Origin of the sequence: Algoriphagus sp. oki45 (assembly GCF_036245605.1) — a bacterium.
Classification (GTDB): Bacteria; Bacteroidota; Bacteroidia; order Cytophagales; family Cyclobacteriaceae; genus Algoriphagus.
The window spans coordinates 130,029-149,021 of sequence record NZ_BTPC01000003.1; the positions used below are offsets into that span (position 1 = coordinate 130,029).

General features: G+C 44.8%; 13 protein-coding genes. 5 read left to right on the forward strand and 8 right to left on the reverse strand.

Annotated features, from left to right (window positions below; genetic code table 11):
- The first annotated feature begins 25 nt into the window (after nt 1–25).
- From AAA942_RS14580 to AAA942_RS14600, 5 genes are all read left to right on the forward strand, one after another.
- Nucleotides 26–3,298, forward strand: a complete 3,273-nt coding sequence (locus AAA942_RS14580) for a VCBS repeat-containing protein (RefSeq protein ID WP_338221018.1) — start codon at nt 26–28, stop codon at nt 3,296–3,298.
- Nucleotides 3,267–3,848, forward strand: a complete 582-nt coding sequence (locus AAA942_RS14585; RefSeq protein ID WP_338221019.1) for a hypothetical protein — start codon at nt 3,267–3,269, stop codon at nt 3,846–3,848. Before AAA942_RS14580 ends, AAA942_RS14585 begins: the two co-directional genes overlap by 32 nt.
- Entirely contained in the window at nt 3,845–7,153 is a 3,309-nt protein-coding gene (locus AAA942_RS14590) for a VCBS repeat-containing protein (protein WP_338221020.1), read from the forward strand. The genes AAA942_RS14585 and AAA942_RS14590 overlap by 4 nt, the downstream gene beginning before the upstream one ends.
- Entirely contained in the window at nt 7,150–10,419 is a 3,270-nt protein-coding gene (locus tag AAA942_RS14595; protein ID WP_338221021.1) for a VCBS repeat-containing protein, read from the forward strand. The genes AAA942_RS14590 and AAA942_RS14595 overlap by 4 nt, the downstream gene beginning before the upstream one ends.
- A 126-nt stretch (nt 10,420–10,545) precedes the next feature.
- Nucleotides 10,546–11,895: a vanadium-dependent haloperoxidase gene (locus AAA942_RS14600; RefSeq protein WP_338221022.1), complete on the forward strand. Its 1,350-nt coding sequence runs from the start codon at nt 10,546–10,548 to the stop codon at nt 11,893–11,895.
- 179 nt (nt 11,896–12,074) lie between these two features.
- Here AAA942_RS14600 and AAA942_RS14605 read toward each other — a convergent pair whose 3' ends face one another.
- From AAA942_RS14605 to AAA942_RS14640, 8 genes are all read right to left on the reverse strand, one after another.
- A complete protein-coding gene (locus AAA942_RS14605) occupies nt 12,075–13,097 on the reverse strand; it encodes a 6-bladed beta-propeller (RefSeq protein WP_338221023.1) in 1,023 nt (340 codons plus the stop codon).
- Nucleotides 13,098–13,441: 344 nt separating this feature from the next.
- Nucleotides 13,442–13,570 (reverse strand): hypothetical protein, encoded by a 129-nt coding sequence (locus AAA942_RS14610; RefSeq protein WP_338221024.1) that lies wholly within the window; start codon nt 13,568–13,570, stop codon nt 13,442–13,444.
- A gap of 220 nt (nt 13,571–13,790) precedes the next feature.
- Entirely contained in the window at nt 13,791–14,927 is a 1,137-nt protein-coding gene (locus AAA942_RS14615; RefSeq protein WP_338221025.1) for a 6-bladed beta-propeller, read from the reverse strand.
- 554 nt (nt 14,928–15,481) lie between these two features.
- Complete coding sequence (locus tag AAA942_RS14620) at nt 15,482–15,997, reverse strand: hypothetical protein (RefSeq protein ID WP_338221026.1); 516 nt, start codon at nt 15,995–15,997, stop codon at nt 15,482–15,484.
- 5 nt (nt 15,998–16,002) lie between these two features.
- The gene (locus AAA942_RS14625) at nt 16,003–17,130 is read right to left on the reverse strand and encodes a 6-bladed beta-propeller (protein ID WP_338221027.1); all 1,128 of its coding nucleotides are present in this window, start codon (nt 17,128–17,130) and stop codon (nt 16,003–16,005) included.
- A 439-nt stretch (nt 17,131–17,569) separates the two neighbouring features.
- Entirely contained in the window at nt 17,570–18,136 is a 567-nt protein-coding gene (gene nadD / locus AAA942_RS14630) for a nicotinate (nicotinamide) nucleotide adenylyltransferase (RefSeq protein WP_338221028.1), read from the reverse strand.
- Between the two features lie 6 nt (nt 18,137–18,142).
- Complete coding sequence (gene gmk, locus AAA942_RS14635) at nt 18,143–18,721, reverse strand: guanylate kinase (protein ID WP_338221029.1); 579 nt, start codon at nt 18,719–18,721, stop codon at nt 18,143–18,145.
- The gene (locus tag AAA942_RS14640; RefSeq protein WP_338221030.1) at nt 18,718–18,990 is read right to left on the reverse strand and encodes an anti-sigma factor; all 273 of its coding nucleotides are present in this window, start codon (nt 18,988–18,990) and stop codon (nt 18,718–18,720) included. Before AAA942_RS14640 ends, gmk begins: the two co-directional genes overlap by 4 nt.
- Between the last annotated feature and the right edge of the window lie 3 nt (nt 18,991–18,993).

Here is an 18,993-nt window from a genome sequence, read left to right on the forward strand (position 1 = left end):
CACTTCTTTTTTTTACCCCAGGCTCATGAGATGTCATTCTGTTTTACTACTGCTAATTCTCCTTCTGTTTTCCTGCAAAAAGGAAAATGACACACTTTTTGTCCTTCTGGATAGCTCAAAAACAGGACTGAAGTTCAGAAATGACCTTACCTACACCGAAACGGTAAATCCCTACACCTTTAGAAACTTCTACAACGGCGCCGGAGTGGCCGTAGGCGACCTTAACAACGACGGATTACCGGATATTTTTTTGGCAGGTAATCAAACCTCTAACCGACTCTTCCTCAATCTCGGAGGAATGAAATATAAAGACATTACCCTAGAAGCAGGCTTGGATTCCCAAGGCTACTGGACTACCGGAGTGAGCATGGCCGATATCAACGGGGACGGCCTTCTGGATATTTACATTTGCAAATCCGGCCCCATGGGAGGAGAAAAGCGTCACAATGAACTTTTCATCAATCAGGGCGACCTTACTTTTTTTGAAAAATCAAAAGAATTTGGACTGGCGGAATCAGGGCTCAGTCAGCATGCTGTTTTCTTCGATTACGACCGGGACGGTGACTTGGACATGTATCTCCTGAGCAATTCAGGGCGATCCGTCGGAGTCTTCGACTTGCGAGCAGGCCAAAGGGAAATCAGAGACCCTGAGGGAGGGAACAAGCTTTTTAGGAATGATGGAAATCAGTTTACCGATGTATCCGAACAAGCAGGAATCTACGGCAGTGCCATTGGCTACGGTCTAGGAGTCACGGTCGCAGATCTTAACGAAGACCAATGGCCGGATCTCTATGTTTCCAATGACTTTTTCGAACGGGATTACCTTTACCTTAACAATCAGGACGGGACGTTCAGCGAGGTTTTGCCTGAATTGCTGCCAGAGATCAGCATGGGTTCCATGGGCGCAGATATCGCAGACCTAGACAACGACGCCCGGCCGGATATTTTTGTCACAGAAATGCTTCCTGCCACTTGGGAACGGATCAAAACCAAAACCCCCTTTGAGGAGTGGGATAAATATAAAGCCAATGTGCAGGCAGGCTACCACCATCAATTCACCAGAAACACCTTGCAAAGAAATCTGGGACTCCGACCGGGAACTCAAATGCCGGTTTGGGCCGAAGTCTCCCGATTTGCCAGAGTAGAAGCCACAGACTGGAGCTGGGGAGCTTTGATATTCGATGCTGACTTGGATGGGCAAAAAGACATTTTTGTGGCCAATGGCATTGTCAAAGACCTGACGGACTTTGATTTTGTTGACTTCTATGTCAACAACCAAAGCAAAATCCAAGAATTCAAAGAAGATTCAATCTTGGTAACCCAAATGATCGATGCCTTTCCCTCTTCTCCCCAGCCCAATTTCTGGTTTAAAAATTTGGGCAATTGGCAATTTGAAAATCAAGCAGAAAAAGAAGGCCTCTCGGCCAAAACCTTCAGCACAGGTGCAGCCTATGCAGATTTGGACAATGACGGAGACTTGGACCTAGTCATTAACAATCTGAATGAGGAGGTCTTTCTTTACCAAAACCAAGCAGTGGAAAAGAAAAAAGGCAATTTCCTAAGCGTCGATTTGAAACAGGCATTCGGGGCAAAGGTTTTTGTCTATTTGGAAGAGAACACACTCTACCAGGAATATCAGCCTGTCAAAGGCTATATGTCCTCTGTTGATTCCCGGATTCATTTTGGTCTGGGAAAATCAGAAGTCATCGATTCTATCCGGATTATTTGGCCAGATGGAGCCGAAAACATCTTTTCCAATGTCCAAGTCAATCAGATCTGGAAACCGGAAAGGCAATCAGCATCCCCCAAGACACCTTCCACATCAACAAATTCAGTTCCTTTTTACCAGGCAATTTTTGAACTTCCTTTTACTCACCTGGAGAGTGAGTTTGTGGATTTTGACCGGGATAGACTTCGGTTTTGGATGATCAGCAATGAAGGCCCCAAGGCCACTTCGGCAGACGTCAATGGAGACGGGCTAGAGGATGTTTTTCTTCCCGGATCCAAAGGACAGTCATCCCAACTGCTCCTTCAACAGGCCTCAGGCGAATTTATTTCCAGTCAAACAGCCCTTTTTGAACAAGATGCACTGGCAGAAGACATCACAGCGGTCTTCTTCGATGCCAACGGGGATTCCTTTCTGGATTTGCTTGTGGGAAGCGGAGGAGTAGAAAGCTCCAATTTTTCCCCAACCTACTCTGATCGCCTATACCTCAATGACGGAAAGGGAAACTTCCGGAAAAGTCCACAACTTTTCGCATCCACCCCCACGTCTTTCATCGAGATAGTAGACTGGGATAAGGATGGAGAAATGGATCTGATCATCGGAGAACGGGCTGTACCTTTTGCTTACGGCATTCCGGTGGGGGTTCAGTTTTGGGAGAATGACGGCAAGGGAAACTTTACCGACCGCAGTGCGGACTATCCGGAATTGCGCCAGCTGGGGATGCTTACCGACGGTAAAATCACTGACCTCAACGGAGATGGCATGCTTGAACTCGTTTTGGTTGGGGAATGGATGCCGATTCGGATTTTTACTCAAGAAGGTAAAAAGTGGGTTGAAAAAAGTGAAGAATTCGGTTTTTCCGGCACTTCCGGACTATGGAACTGCCTGAAAATAGCTGATGTGAACGGAGATGGAAAGCCGGATATCCTTGCCGGAAATCTGGGACTCAACTCCCGAATCCGCACCTCCTCCTCTTCTCCGCTTCAGCTGATCATCAATGACTTTGATCAAAACGGAAGTGTGGAACAGATTCTTTCCAGAAAAGAAGCTTCATACACCATCCCTTTGGTTTTGAAAAACCCCTTGCTCAAGCAGATTCCATCTTTGAAGAAGCAACTCACAACCTATTCAGCTTATCAGAACGCCAGTTTGGAGTCGCTTTTTCCTCCTGCAGTTTGGTCAAAATCCCTAACTTTGCAGGCGGATTTGCTGGCTACTTCCCTCTGGCTCAACGGAGCAGCAGGTCAGTTCACTAAAGTCTACCTACCCGACGAAATCCAACTGTCTCCGGTATATTCCATTGCAGTCATTCCAAGACCAGATTCCTTACCCTTACTGGTTTTTGCAGGAAATCAAAGCCGCATCAAACCAGAGCTAGGAACCCAAATGGGAAGCTATGCCTGGGTTTTGACTCCTTTGGAAAATGGGACCTGGAAAACCCTCCTACCGGAAGAAAGTGGCCTCTTTGTGCCCGGAGAAACGAGAAGTTGGCTTCAAGTCCCAATCAAACAGAAATTACATTTAGTCGCATTTAGAAATGATGATACGCCCTTGGCTTTTGAAATACGTTAGTATAGGATTGGTCGCCCTGCTTTTTTCCTGCAAATCTGACTATCAGAAGTTGGAGGAAAGAGAGTTAGCTTCTGGAAAAAAGGTTAATGAACTGTTCCTCGGCCTGGAGTTGGGCATGACTCGCAAGGACTTTTTTCAAACCTGCTGGGACCTGAACAAGGAAGGAATTCTGACCAATGGGCCTACCGAACTCTCCGTGGAATATAGCCTCACCCTTCCCTCTGGAAATCCTGCCAAAATGCGATTTTATCCCCAGTTTGAAGAGGATAAAATCTACCTGATGCCCGCAGAAATCACCTACGAAAACTGGGCTCCCTGGAATGAAGAGCTTAGCGTGGAAAATCTTCGGGCCGATGTGGTTAAGTTGATGGAAAGCTGGTATGGGCCTGGCTTCTTGGAAATCTCTGATCCCGATCAATCCAAAGTGGTATTTGTAAAAATGGACGGAAACCGACGAATCCGCGTTTTCAAAAAGCATATCTCCTCAGTCAGAGTGGAAATCAGCGATCTGCCCACAGAGAAAAAATTAAAAGCAAGCCCCCAATCATGAGAAAATTCCTTCTTCCTGCCTTTATCCTGGGTCTTGCGATTTCTTGCGGGGAAAAAAAGCCTTCTGAGCCTACGCTTTTTTCGGAAATCAGTCCTGAATCCTCCGGAGTTGACTTCCGAAATGACCTGAGCTTTCAGGAGGAATTCAACATTTTCACTTACAGAAATTTCTATAACGGTGGGGGAGTAGCCATCGGAGATGTCAACAATGACGGACTGGTGGACCTCTACCTTACAGCCAACTTAGGTCCAAACCGGCTTTACCTAAACCAAGGTGATTTCAAGTTTGAAGAGGTCACGGAAAAGGCAGGAGTGGCAGGGACAAGAGCTTGGAGCACAGGAGTGGCCATGGCTGATGTCAATGGAGACGGGTGGCTGGACATCTATGTCTGCAACTCAGGAGACATTTCGGGAGACAACAAGCAAAATGAGCTTTTCATCAACCAAGGAGATGGTACTTTCCAGGAAAAAGCGGAAGAATACGGGCTTGCGGATCAGGGATTTTCTACCCATGCAGTCTTCTTTGATTACGACAAGGATGGTGATTTGGACGTCTACCTGCTCAATAATTCCTATCAGGCCATCGGCTCTTTCAATAAAATGCAGAATGAGCGTCCCAAGCGTGACCCTGTGGGAGGAGATAAGCTATTCAGAAATGATGGAGACCGATTTGTGGATGTAAGTGAGGAAGCCGGAATCTATGGTTCGATTATCGGCTTTGGATTAGGGATTACCATCGGGGATGTAAATCAGGACTCTTGGCCGGATATTTTCATCTCCAATGACTTTTTTGAAAAAGACTACCTCTACATCAACAATCAGGACGGAACTTTCACCGAATCTCTGGAATCCTACATGCGTTCCATCTCTGCCGCCTCCATGGGAGCGGACATTGCAGATATGAACGGGGACGGACTGCTGGATATTTTCGTGACGGATATGCTTCCCGAGCCGCAGACTAGGCTGAAGCAGGTCACGACTTTCGAAAACTGGGATAAATTTCAGTTTAATAAGCAGCACGGCTACCATTACCAGTTTTCCAGAAACATGCTCCACCTCAACAACGGGGACGGGACTTTTAGCGAAATCGGTCGCCTTGCAGGGGTGGAAGCCACGGATTGGAGCTGGGGGGCTTTGCTTTTCGACATGGACAGCGACGGGCAGCGGGATATCTTCGTAGCCAACGGCATCTATCAGGATATCACCGACCTGGACTACCTGAATTTTATCGATGATGAGCAGACTAAGATCAAAATCATCTCTCAGGAAGGGGTGGATTACCGGGCCCTGATTGACCCGATTCCCGTGAATCCCGTTTCCAATTACGCTTTTCAAAATCAGGGAAACCTCAAGTTTGAAAATAAAGCAGAAGCTTGGGGCTTGGGAAAAGCCATCCATTCCAACGGAGCGGCTTATGGGGATTTGGACAATGACGGTATGCTCGATCTCGTGATCAACAATGTCAATCAACCTGCTCAAATCTTCAGAAACCAAAGCAAAACCCTGCTTCCTGAGCATCATTCCATTCAGTTTGTATTGGAAGGAAAGGAGAAAAATACGCATGCCATAGGCACTCAGATTCGAGTAAGTGCTGGTGAAAAACTCTTTTATCTGGAACAGATGCCCAACCGGGGATTTCAGTCCTCGGTAGATCCCAAACTGACTTTGGGATTGGGTTCGGTATCGATTTTGGAAAAAGTTGAGGTCCTTTGGCCCGATGGAAAATACACCCTTTTAGAAAATATCCCTGCTGATCAAGTGCTTTCTCTCAAGTGGACCGATGCAGGTGATCTTCCCGAAGGACAACTCTTTTTCCCATCCACAAGCAGTCCTTTCTACTTCCAAAAAGAACCTGTATCCAACTTGGATTTTACCCATCAGGACAACGAGTTTGTTGACTTTGACCGGGACAGGTTGACCTATTTTATGCTTTCCACAGAAGGCCCTGCTTTTGCCAAAGGAGATGTAAATGGAGATGGAATCGAGGACTTGTTTTTTGGAGGGGGAAAAACCTTTGCTGGAAAGCTCTATATCGGAGAGGCCAATGGCACTTACCGTTTGGTTTCTCAGGAAGCCTTTGAAGCCAATGCCTTGTCCGAGGACACAGATGCTGTCTTTTTTGATGCAGATGGGGATGGAGATTTAGACCTTTTTGTTACCTCAGGAGGAAATGAATCTGGCTTTGGATCGTCTGACCTAGCGGATCGCCTGTACATCAATGACGGGAAAGGAAACTTTGAGGCTGGATTCAGCACTGCGCTTGGAGGCGTATTCGGAAGTAGCGGAAGTGTAAGCTTATTGGATATCAATGGAGATGGTGCCTTGGACCTTTTTGTGGGAGGAAGGCTGGTTCCTTTCACCTATGGAGCCCCTGCCGACTCCCAACTTTGGATTAATGACGGAAAGGGAAATTTCACCGAACAGTCTTCCTCCCTCGCTCCGGAATTGAAGGGACTGGGCATGGTTACTGCTTCCCAAGCTTTGGATTGGGATGGGGACGGAAACATGGATTTGGCGGTAGTAGGCGACTGGATGGCCCCTACTCTATTTAGAAATACCGGAGGCAACCTCGAAAAAATCATTCTTCCTGAAGCCGATCAACTTATGGGCTGGTACCGGTCTCTGGAAGTTGCTGACCTGAACAGAGACGGATTACCCGATTTGATTTTGGGAAATCAGGGACTAAACTCCCGATTCAAGCCCCAAACCGATCGTCCCATTCATCTTTATCTCAATGATTTTGATCAAAATGGATCAATCGAGCAGATTTATACCCAAAAGATCGAAGGCAAAGAGATTCCATTTACACTCAAGCACGAGCTTGAAAAGCAGGTTCCCGGCATAAAAAAGAAGTACATCCGGTACACGGATTACAATGGAGAAGCCCTGACTGACATTTTCCCCAAGGAAGTTCTAGATAAGTCCATCATCCAATCCGCCAATTCCTTTGAATCCGGAGTCTTGATCAATCAGGGGGAAGGGAAGTTTTCCTGGAAGCCTTTCCCCTCTTTTGCCCAAAAAACATGGATCTATGCCATCCAAATCGGAGACTTCAATCAGGATGGGGTTCAAGACATTCTGTTGGGTGGGAATCTCTTTGGAGTCAAGCCCGAAATGGGTAAGTACGACGCAGGATTCGGAGAACTGCTTCTCGGAAAAGGTGACGGAACCTTCGAGTTCCTTCCCAACCGTCTTCATGGGTTGAAATTGGAAGGGGACATCCGTGCGCTTAGTTTACTGGAAGGAAATCGGCTTCTCGTTGCGAAAAATAAAGGGCAGGCAGAAATCTGGAGGATATCGAAATGAAAATCCGCTTCCTTTTTCTTTCTTCCTTTCTCCTGGGAGGGCTTTTTTCCTGCCAAAAACAGGAAGAACAAAAAGACACCCTTTTTCAGCTTCGATCTTCGGAAGAGACTGGAATTGGCTTTGCCAATACTCTGAATTCCAATGCTGAGCTGAATATTTTGGAATACCTCTATTTCTATAACGGAGGCGGTGTTGCAGCTGGAGATATCAACAACGACGGATGGGTGGACTTGTACTTTACCGGCAATCAGGTTCCCAACAAGCTGTACCTCAATCAGGGCAATTTCCAGTTTGAGGACATCACGGAATCCGCCGGGGTATCCGGAGACGGTGGCTGGTCCACAGGGGTGACTATGGCGGATGTCAACGGTGACGGATTATTGGACATTTACGTCTGCCAAGTAGGAGGTTTCGGAAGTATTCAAGGAAAAAATCTGCTTTACCTCAACTTGGGTGATGGAAAATTCCGGGAAGCTGCCGAAGAGTTCGGGCTGGGCTACCGGGGATTCAGCACGCATGCCGTATTTTTTGACTACGACCGGGACGGAGACCTGGATCTCTATCTTCTAAATCACAACGTCAAATCCCCGGAAGTATTTGCCCAAGCCAAAAATCGGATGATCTACGACCCGAGCGGAGATCAATTGTACAAAAACCTCCTGATCGAAGGAGGAAAAGGATTTGAAAACGTAACCCAAAGCTCCGGAATCTACTCCAGCATCTTGGGTTTTGGATTGGGAGTGGCTGCCGAGGACTTCAACGGTGACGGTTGGTTGGATCTGTACGTTTCCAACGATTTCACCGAAAACGACTACCTCTACCTTAACAATCAGGACGGCACTTTCCGGGAGGCTTTGGGGGAAATGATCTCCAATACCAGCCGATACAGTATGGGAAATGACGCCGCGGACCTTAATAGGGATGGCTTCCCGGAGATTTTCACCACCGACATGCTTCCAGAAGATCCCGAAATCTGGATGAAATCCGTTGGGGAAGACAAGGCTGAGGTCTATCAGGTCAAAGAGCGATTTGGATATTCGGATCAATACGTGAGAAATCACCTTCAGCTCAATCAGTCCGGCAAAAATTTTGCGGAAATCGCCCTATTCTCCGGTGTGCATGCCTCAGACTGGAGCTGGTCTCCCCTACTTTTTGATATGGACAATGACGGCTTGGTAGACATTCATGTCACCAATGGGATCACCAAACGTCCCAATGACTTGGATTTTATCCAATACAGCCAAGATGCCGATGCCAAAACTCCTCTGGAGGAGCTTCGCAAAAAGCAAATCGACCTCTTGCCCCAGCTGAAAATCTCTAATTTTGCCTGGAAACAAACCGAAAATCTCCAATTCGAAAACCAGGCTAAAGCTCTAGGTTTGGACCAGGAAAGCTATTCCAATGGATCCACTTATGCTGATTTGGACAATGACGGAGATTTGGATTTGATCGTGAACAATATCGATCAGGAAGCCTTCCTCTACGAAAACCAAAGCGAAATATCCGGAAATCACTTCCTAAAAGTCAACCTCAAAGGAGGTCCCGGCAATCCTTTCGGGATCGGATCGAAAGTAACGCTCTTTTCTTCTGGAAAAACATACCATCAGCGCCTCAGTACTTCCCGGGGATTTCAGTCAGGCCCTTCCACCTCACTGGTTTTCGGTTTGGGAAAAGAAGAAAAAATCGACTCCATTCAAGTTTTCTGGCCGGAAGGATTCACCGAGATTTTTCTGGAAAGCAGCGTAAATCAAACCCTTTCCTTGGAAAAAGGAAAAGGAAAGGAAGTGCCCATTACGTCTTTCCCTGCAAGCCCTAATTCTTCGGAATTTCCCCCTTTCCTACCCTGGAAACATCAGGAGAAAAACGAGGTGGATTTTCTCAAAAGGGAGTATTTGGCTCCCAAAAGCTTTACCCAAATGGGCCCTGCCTTGGCTGTGGGAGATGTCAACGGAGACGGCTTGGATGACCTATACCACGGCGGGGCCATGGATCAGCCGGGGGCTATTTTCCTACAAAATGCAAAGGGAGAGTTTGAAGAAGTAGAGAACCCTGTTTTCCGACAATTGGCCAAGGCTGAGGATGTGGTGGCTGAGTTTGCGGACTTCAACGGCGACGGAAACCTGGACCTTTTTGTAGGAAGCGGAGGCAATGAGTACGCCTCAGGCAACCTGTTTAATTTTGACCGGATTTTCTTCGGAGATGGACAAGGACGTTTCTCCTTTTCCATGAATTCCCTCCCTCCTGTGGGGGAAAATACCTCTTGCGTCGCCGTGCATGATGTGGACGGAGATGGAGACTTGGACCTGTTTATCGGAGCTGCGGTGAAAACCGGTGACTATGGGGCTTCCCCCAAATCCGTCCTGCTGATCAATCAGGGCCGGGGACAGTTTCGGGAGGAAAACGCTCAATGGTTTGGAGAAAATATGGAATTCGGAATGATAAATTCCGCCCGATTCGCTGATCTGGATGGGGATAATCAGGCCGAGCTGATCCTTAGCGGAGACTGGAATCCCATCAGGATCTTTTCTCTCGTAGGTGGAAAGGCTACAGAAATCAAGCTCAAAGGGCTGGAATATTCAGCCGGATGGATTTCCTCCCTGGAAATAGCCGATGTAGATGGAAATGGTAAGCCGGACATTTTGGTAGGCAATTTGGGCCTCAACTCCAAGCTGAAAGCAAGCAGAGAAAAACCTGTTTGGTTGTATCACCATGACTTTGACGGGAATGGACAGGCAGACCCATTGATTTTCCACTATATGGGAGAGAAGTTGGTGCCTTTTGCTACAAGAGATGACCTGATCCGTCAGATTCCGGGGATCAAGCGTAAGCATCCTTCCTACGCTGCTTATGCACAAATCTCCAAGCCGGAGGACCTTTTCTCCGAAGAAGAGCTTAAGGATACCCGGAAACTTCCAGCCTATGAATTCCGCTCAGGGGTGTATCTCCAGCAGGAGTCCGGAGAATTCCAATTCGTCCCCTTCCCGGATGAAGCTCAGTGGAGTCAGGTGATGAGTTTGGCATTTTCTCCACATACCCAAAAGATCGCCCTTGGATTCAATTCCTCGGAACTCCGGGTGGATTTGGGAAAATCCCTGAGTGGAAGGCCTATGCTCCTTCACTGGGATGACCAATCCTGGTCGATCGAATATCTAAAGGCTGCCAACACCTCTAAAACTGAAATCCGTCAAATCAGGGAAATCCAGTGGAAAGGCATTCCCCTGTTTCTGGGAGCAGAAAACAATGGTCCTCTTTTCCCGTACCGATAAAAAGCTGAGAGAAATCATTTGTCCTTGGCTGGCTTATCTTTAGCTTTGAAGTCTCATGTAAGTTGATAAATCGCTCAAACCCAATCTGGAGCAATCATTTATCACACTTAATTTGAAATACCCACTATGCGTAAGTTTAAAATTACCCTAAGCGCCTTCCTACTGGTTCTGTTGGCTTCTTCCTGTCAGGAAAAAAAGGACTATTCCCAAGCTATCACCGACGGAAGCTATTTCCACCGGGCTCAAAACCGGATCACCGAGGTCATTATTCATGACATCTTCTCTCCTCCTGTCGCGGCGAGGATTTACTCGTATGCCTCCTTGGCTGCCTATGAAGTAGCCGCTGCCACCGACCCAGCCAACTATGCCTCGCTCATGGGGCAATTGAATGGGTCCGAGCCGATTCAGGTAAGTGTGCCGGAGGGAATCTACCCTCCTTTGGCGGCTTTAGCTGCCTACTATCAGGTAGGGACAGCTTTGATTTTCTCCGAAAACATGATGCACGAGCATCGGGATGCAGTCTATGCAGAGTTGAAGGAAAAAGGAATCCCTTCCGACGTATTTGAAACTTCTCTGGCTTTTGGAACCGAGATCGCCAATCAGGTGATCGCTTACTCCAAAACCGACAATTACCACCAAAGCCGTTCTTTCCCCAAGTACACGGTAGTCAGCGACCCGGGCACTTGGCAACCGACTCCTCCGGCCTACATGGAAGCGATCGAGCCACATTGGAACAAGATCAGAACCTTTGTGCTGGACTCTGCCGCCCAATTCAAGCCCCTCCCTCCTCCTCCCTTCTCTACCGAACCGGGTTCTCCATTCTATGAGTTGGCCAAGGAAGTGTATGAGGCGGACATCAACGCTACTAAGGAAAATAAGGACATCGCGATGTTTTGGGATTGCAATCCATACAAGATGAATGTAAAAGGGCATGTGATGTTTGCAGAGAAAAAAATCACTCCGGGAGGACACTGGATGAGTATCGCATCCATCGCTGCAGCCGGTGCAGGCAAGGACTGGAAAGGAACCGTGGAAGCCTTGGCTTTGACCGGTATTTCCCTGAATGAAGCCTTTATCTCCTGCTGGGATGAGAAATACCGCAGCAAGCTCATCCGCCCTGAGACCTATATCAATCAGCACATCGATGAGGATTGGGTGCCTTTGCTCCAGACTCCTCCTTTTCCCGAGCATACCAGCGGACACAGTGTGGCCTCAGCCGCCTCGGCCTATACCTTGGCTCAGCTTTTCGGGGATGAGTTTCATCTGGTAGACAGCTCTGAAGTGAACTATGGATTGCCGATCCGGGAATTTGATTCCTTTTCCCAAGCGGCACAAGAAGCGGCCATCAGCCGATTTTACGGAGGAATTCATTACCGCCCTGCCATCGAGTACGGAGTGACTCAAGGTACTCAGGTGGGAGAACTGATCTGGCAGCGGATATCGACCAAGCCGGATCGAGTGGCGATGAAGAAGTGAGAGATAGACTTTAGACGCTAGACATTAGACATAAGATAGTTGAATCGTATGCTTTAGTTTATTTTAGAAGAAAAGTAAAATCCCGGGCGAGGAGCTCGGGATTTTTTATGGCAGGAAGTAGATGGTTTGAATTAAAAGGGGGATGTGTTTTCAAGAAAGATTCAGATTTTTCCTGAGCCTTAAAACTTGAATTTGCAGAACATCAGAATCGGATTATCCCCAGATGAGACCTTTTCGATAGATGCTTTAGCTTTCTCGGGAAATTCAGTTCGATCCTCAGCCAATTGCGAAGGGTCAATAGCCGCTACAAACCAATCGGCAGTGGTAAAAGTAAACGCCAAAGGATTCGTAAAGGTGACGTCATTTTCCAGATTCATGAAATTGATCAAATAAGTGTTTTGATTTTTCTTATTTCTAAGGGAAAAATAGGGGTTCATGGATTGTAAGAAATAAAGAATCTGATGATCTGAGTTTTCCAAAAACAATTGATTCACAGAATATTCTACCATTCTTTCCTCCAATAAATCCTGACTGATCGTGGCATCTGTCTTGAAGGCTTTTTCCCCATGATCAATAAAGAGGTGTGGATTCGGTGTGCCCATTTCATCGATGACAAAAATGGTATCATTGAGATAACGCCGATAAATCACCGAGCCGTCGATCCGCTTGGATAGAGGGGATAAAATCAATTGGTCAACGATCCTGTTTTGGTACGGAAAAAAACTTTTGGAAGAACTAAAATCTTTATCGGTAGTCACCAAATTTGACTCAGTACCGCCATTGATGAATACATATCCCTTGTCTTTATTCTTCTCAATTCTAAAGCCTGCAACTCCAGTTTTTTTTGCATCTACAAAATTTCCTTCGAGATCAAATCGCAACAGATTTTCCGGATTGTCATATAGGTAAACATATATTCCGTCAATAAACAGGTCAATCGGATTATTATACTCACCGGGTCCACCTCCCTTTTTGCCAATATTTCTTAAGTGCTTTCCTGTGGCATCAAAGACCTTAACAGGCTGAGGACTTAAAGGATCTAGCACAAAGATTCGATCATTTTCCAAAACGACCTTTTCAATTTTCACAATGAGTGAAGAATCATTAGTCTCCAAGGGCACCAAAAAATAATTATCATCGATAAGAGTACTTAGCTTTTTCTCAGAATTTTCTAAAGAAGGAATTTTCCAAGAATCTGGCATTACTAATTCCTTTTTCTTTTCATGGCTACAGGAGTAAAATACTACTACGATTGAAAAAAAGAATAAACTAATATGGCTTTTTTTAAATTTCATAAACAATAAGAACGAATTAATGGTAATTTAATTAAGGAAAGGGGCTTGATTATTCCCTGTTTTATAAAAACTAGTTTGTGAAATTGGATTGTAAATCAAGGAAGGTTCGTGCCTTTGGTATTCAGTACTATTTTTAAAAATAAGAGAGAGGAAACTTCCTCCCTCTTACTAATTCATTAACAGTTTCTTGTTACATCACCACAACTACAAGGCAAACCATCTCCATTGACCAAGCATGCTTCATAAGAGCCTTAAAACAGACCGCAACTTTGTCTTTTCCAGAGGCATTGATCTCCAGGCACCGATTCATCTGCCTTCAAATTTTGATTGAATATCAGGACTGATCCCATAAACGCCAGTCCGAAGAATACTTTTTTCATAGTTTTTAAAGAGTTTGATTTGGTTAAAAAGTTTTTGGCCCAAAAACAACTTCGTCTTGAAGTTGAAACTAAGTTAAACTTAACCTCATGTCTAGACAATACCTAGCTGGTTAATTTTAAAAACATTTCCATGGGAGGTGTTTTTTTTTTGCATACGGCATTAAAATTATTTTAAGGTAGGATACAACCAAATAAAGTGTTTTAAGCGTTTTCGTATGGGCTATATTGAATCCAGCTTAAGCTTAAATTGAACTAAGAAAATGAATTTTTCTGGATGGGAATCCATAGTAGTTTTCAGGAGTGAATTCTCAAATCCAGCCTCACTTGGATTTATCTGATCCTTAAATAAAAAAGCTAAAAACTTGTCCTTATCTACTCCGATTACTTTTGGAAAAGGCTGGTCAAAACTTATGTCATTCTTAAAGTTTTGGAACCTGAAACTCAATCCGAATTCTCCATCAACCAAGGCCATTTTTGGCACCTCATTGATTATATGGAAAAGCAAGAATTGATTTGCTGTTTTTTCAAAGATGGTAAAAAAAGATGGTTGACTTTGAAGTGTGGCCCTGAATTGATCAAACCCTCCCTGATCAAGACGAAAGTCTGTTTTTTCAGGGGTTTTCAATGGTTCACCACCAAAGGCAAAACTTTTGTATTCTACTAATTCACCCTGGTCTACCCTGTAGATAAGGGGAGAAAATTGGGTATGGAGTAATACCATGGACTTATTCCCATCATTTACTTGATGAAAGGGGTTCATTGGAGTCATCAAATATTCTATTGAAAAAGGCAGATGAGTAGTTATGATTTTACCATTGGAATCAACAAATACCAAGGCATATTCCTGTCCGCCACCCGTAAGACCTACAAACCCGGATTCCGTCTTGGCAAATTTTCGCAAAGGCACTTCCAAAGCAATAGCATTAAGGAGACTAATACTGTTATTTTCAATTTTCATGACAAGAATTTTTTTCCCAACTCCGTCTAGGATATAAAGGAAATCATTGCCAATCCAAAAATCTGAGACTTCTTTGGCTTCATTTGGACCTTCGCCTTTCCGCAATGGAATAGGAAAAATCTCCCAGGATTCCTTTTCAATTACATACAAGCTTTGGGAATAAGTAAAATCTCCCACTACAATAAATTGATCTGAGACCATTGCTTTGTCTAGCTCATTTGGAAAAAAAGCCGGGTCACCTGCTATAGGGATAATTTCCACCTCTTCAAACAAACTGGAAATAAGGATTGGATCTTGGGATTCCTGAGGGATAGTCAGATACGCTGAATAAGGACTACTACGCTTGCAGGCTAAATTAAAAAGCAAGAAAATGATACAAGCAAATTTGAATTTGTTCATTGGGTATATTCAGTATTGAGGTTTTAAGGGATTGAAAACCCTCCACCAGATAGATGCAGGGTGTGCTTATTTAATCAGGGACAAGTTGTGGATTGACCGCAAGGGCATTCTACACCAGTGCCATTTTGATGACATATTTGCCGGGTAGTACCATGCCACCAACTACAGACTAGTATTTCAACTTTGCAAGTAAATTGACTTCCCCCATCCCCTGGGAGCGAAGCCTGTGCCATCACACCTTGATTGAACATCAGGACTGATCCCAAAAACGCCAGTCCGAAGAATACTTTTTTCATAGTTTTTAAAGAGTTTGATTTGGTTAAAAAGTTTTTGGTCCAAAAACAACTTCATCTTGACGTTGAAACTAAGTTAAACTTAACCTCATGTCTAGGCAATACCTAGCTAATTAATTTTAAACCAATTCAATGGGAGGTATTTTTTTTTGCAGACGGATTCAAATCAGTTTAAACAGTAATCTTCATTTTTTCTGTTCCCAAAGTTGAAACTAATAATACCATGCTTTTAGTAAGCAGTAGATCTCTCGATTGGTAATTTTACTCCTTTAAAAACTCCTCTACCTGCCCCTGGAAAAGTTCAGGAATACCCACTTGGGGAGAAGAAAAGTACACATCGTCTTTGGTAAAGAAGAATTTAAGACTGCTTTTGGGATTGATGCCCTGTTGGAGTCCATTCATCTCGAAAAACCTGTTTTCCGGATCATAGAGCACCTGAAAGGGAAACCGAGCCTCTTCCAAACTTCGGATCACATAGTTTCTATCCCGTTTTTTCTCAGCGTTTTTTCCGGCGAGCACACATACCACACCAATTTCGGGATACTTGTCTCGCATATCCGTCCAAAAATCCGGATTCATCCCAAACAAATACATGGAGTTGATTTCCAGATTTAGGTAAACGATCAACTTTTTTGAGCAACTTAAACACAGCTCTTTTGAATTTTCCCCGTATCCAACTGCCTCAAGACCTTCCGGAATGCTGATCTTTTCAATTTCGGCTTTCTCTTTACATCCTAAAAAGCCCAAAAAAAACAAATAAATCAAAAATCGCCTCATTCTATTTAGTTGAGTTTTGCTTTGATCAAAATAGGATAATCGAATTCTTGCTCAGGAATTTTAGCCAATAGTTCAGGAGATAAGCTTGGATGCTGACTTTCCCTGAGAAAGGAATGATAGGTCAAAAACCAGATTTGATCCTCTTCTAAGCCCATGGGATCGTTCCAGATTTCGGCTTCCTGTTCGGGGTAATCCAACACCTGAAATTCGCCCATGATTCTGTCGTAGAGGTAAACCTTCTTTTGGGTACCGATCTCATTCCCCTGGAAATGGATATTGGCAATAATCCGATTGGAATTGCCAAAAGCAGAATTGAATACTGCAAAACCTTGCTCTTGGATCAGCTCAAACCCCTGCATCAAGTCCATTTCCCAAAACTCCTTGGGAATCTGATAACGGCCCAAATCAATATTTACTAAAGCTTGTACCCTCCCATTTTGAAGAGTATAAAGTGTATCGTTGAAAATCTCAGCCAATACCAAGTCTCCTCCCTCTGTCTCATAAAAATTCCGCTCGGTCATAGGAAGCATCTCATTGGTGTAGTCATTGGGAAAATAAGACTGCAAGACCTTGCCTGAAGAATCAACACGCGCCAAACGGTGCGTCACCAAAGGCTTATTGTAACTCCCATAAAGGTAAAATTCACCATTTTCTTCAAGGGTAAATGCACTGGCTAAATATTCCGTATCTGTAAGTTTATGAAGCTCTCCCTCTTCACTGATCTGATAAATGGTCGTACGATCACCTAGTGTAGCGAGTAAAAAAAGCTGCCCTAGATTATCGATTTGAAAGTCCTGTAATCCTTTCAATTCATTGGGTCCTTCACCTTTGACCGCAACGGTTTTTAAGAACTGTCCTGTATCTGAAAAGATATGGATTCCATCCCGCTGCGCGATATCCATCACAAAGATTTTGTTTTCACCCCTTCTCACTCTTAGGTCATTTCCCATCAGATTTTGGGAGGTGGTCTCCAAAGGGATAAGGTCAACTATCTCCAAGTCAGCAACCGATAAGGATGCAGCATCTGAAATGGAAAGGGAAAGAAAATCAGGGTTGGAAGGTTTAGTTTCTTTAGAGGTACAGCTGCAGAAGAAAAATAGAACTTGAAGAGATACCAAAAGGAAGCATTTCATAATAAATATTTAGAAGATTTTAAAAAAGAGGCGGTTTAAAACCGCCTCAACATTTAATTACAACTATAACACTGAGGCAAATATCTAGAACACCTAGTTCCAGTTTGATAAGTCTCACAATTCAATGCTTCTACTTTATAACCACACCAGTACATTCGCTGATAACAAGATCCTCCTTCGAGACCTTCGTCTTGCGCCTTTGCACCTTGGTTAAACATCAGGACTGATCCCAAAAACGCCAGTCCGAAGAATACTTTTTTAATAGTTTTTTAAAGAGTTTGATTTGCTTAAAAAGTTTTTGGCCCAAAAACAACTTCATCTTGAAGTTGAAACTAAGTTAAACTTAACCTCATGTCTAGGCAATACCTAGCTGATTAATTTTAAATACATTTCCATGGGAGGTATTTTTTTTTTTCAGACGGTAAAAATTGAGCGATTGCTAGTGATACAGCTTCTTGGCCAGGATATACTCCTCCACCTTTTCTGGCAAAAGGTACTTGACCGAAAATCCTTCCTGAATGGACTTCCGGATAAAAGTCGCCGAAATGTCCAAAAGAGGCGCTTCAATGGTCTTTACCTTAGGGTGATCAAAACTGACCAGATCTCCGGGACGGGGATAGACCAAGACCTCGTATTGCTCCAAGATGACCTGGTAGTTTTTCCACTTTTTGAAATGGGTCAGATTATCCGAACCCAAAAACAGGACAAACTGATGTTGGGGATGCTGCTCACTAAGGTAGGTCAGCGTGTCGATGGTGTAGCTGGGCTTGGGCATACGAAATTCCACATCACAGGCCCGAAAATGAAAATGGTCTTCGATGGCGAGTTCGACCATCCGTAGCCGGTCAAACTCGTGGACGAGAGACTGCTGCTTTTTGAAGGGATTCTGCGGACTGACTACAAACCATACCTCATCCAGATCAGTGCGATCGTAGAGTGTATTGGCGATTATCAGATGGCCAATATGGATGGGATTGAAGCTTCCAAAATACAGCCCGATTTTCATGAACCCTTATTTGGCTAAAAAATCTGACACCAACTTCACGGCTTCACTGGAAGATTTTCCAAAGTCGTCATTCAGGAGGGTCACATCAAACTGCGGAGCAAAGGTCATCTCAAATTCGGCTTTGTACAACCTTCTCGAAAGGGATTCCGGAGATTCTGTCCCCCGGTCATTGAGTCGGGAGGCCAGTACTTCCATGCTGGGAACTTGCACAAAAATGGCCAATGCCTGATCTCCAAAGTACTTTTTCAAAGCCAATCCCCCTTTGACATCCACATCAAAAATAACCGCCTTGCCGCTGTCCCAGATACGCTGCACTTCTTCCTTGAGCGTACCGTAAAAATTCCCCTCGTAAACTTCTTCCCACTCCACGAAGGCATCCTGATCGATTTTCTGCTTGAACTCGGCGATGCTCAAAAAGTAGTAATCTCTTCCATGTACTTCATGCCGACCTCGCTTATCCCGGGTACAGGCCGAGATGGAAAATCCTAGATCGGGGACTTGCTGAATCAGGTGCTTGACCAGGGAGGTTTTCCCGGAACCAGACGGGGCAGAAAAGATAATGGCTTTGCCGGAGGCTTTACTCATTTGATTTCTTGGATCTTTTGGCGGATGGAATCAGCCAGTTTATCAGGACAGGGTTGCTTGGTACATTTGGTTTTGAGTACTTCCCGGATGGCCTGCTCCAGGTGAAAATGCTCAAAGCAAGGCTGACATTTAGCCAGCTTTTCTTTGAGGACGTCCTTGCCTTCCTCACCCATTTCACCGTCCAGAATACTTTCCAGCAGCTGAAAACACTTGCTCACGTCGCTGCATTGCAGCTTCCGCTCTCCTGCTGATTGTTCGTTTTTTTCCATTGG

Coding starts and splice junctions, on each gene's coding strand:
- AAA942_RS14580 (WP_338221018.1), top strand. CDS start 26: ATGAGATGTCATTCTGTTTTACTACTGCTAATTCTCCTTCTGTTTTCC.
- AAA942_RS14585 (WP_338221019.1), top strand. CDS start 3,267: ATGATACGCCCTTGGCTTTTGAAATACGTTAGTATAGGATTGGTCGCC.
- AAA942_RS14590 (WP_338221020.1), top strand. CDS start 3,845: ATGAGAAAATTCCTTCTTCCTGCCTTTATCCTGGGTCTTGCGATTTCT.
- AAA942_RS14595 (WP_338221021.1), top strand. CDS start 7,150: ATGAAAATCCGCTTCCTTTTTCTTTCTTCCTTTCTCCTGGGAGGGCTT.
- AAA942_RS14600 (WP_338221022.1), top strand. CDS start 10,546: ATGCGTAAGTTTAAAATTACCCTAAGCGCCTTCCTACTGGTTCTGTTG.
- AAA942_RS14605 (WP_338221023.1), bottom strand. CDS start 13,097: ATGCCAGATTCTTGGAAAATTCCTTCTTTAGAAAATTCTGAGAAAAAG.
- AAA942_RS14610 (WP_338221024.1), bottom strand. CDS start 13,570: ATGAAAAAAGTATTCTTCGGACTGGCGTTTATGGGATCAGTCCTGATA.
- AAA942_RS14615 (WP_338221025.1), bottom strand. CDS start 14,927: ATGAACAAATTCAAATTTGCTTGTATCATTTTCTTGCTTTTTAATTTA.
- AAA942_RS14620 (WP_338221026.1), bottom strand. CDS start 15,997: ATGAGGCGATTTTTGATTTATTTGTTTTTTTTGGGCTTTTTAGGATGT.
- AAA942_RS14625 (WP_338221027.1), bottom strand. CDS start 17,130: ATGAAATGCTTCCTTTTGGTATCTCTTCAAGTTCTATTTTTCTTCTGC.
- nadD (WP_338221028.1), bottom strand. CDS start 18,136: ATGAAAATCGGGCTGTATTTTGGAAGCTTCAATCCCATCCATATTGGC.
- gmk (WP_338221029.1), bottom strand. CDS start 18,721: ATGAGTAAAGCCTCCGGCAAAGCCATTATCTTTTCTGCCCCGTCTGGT.
- AAA942_RS14640 (WP_338221030.1), bottom strand. CDS start 18,990: ATGGAAAAAAACGAACAATCAGCAGGAGAGCGGAAGCTGCAATGCAGC.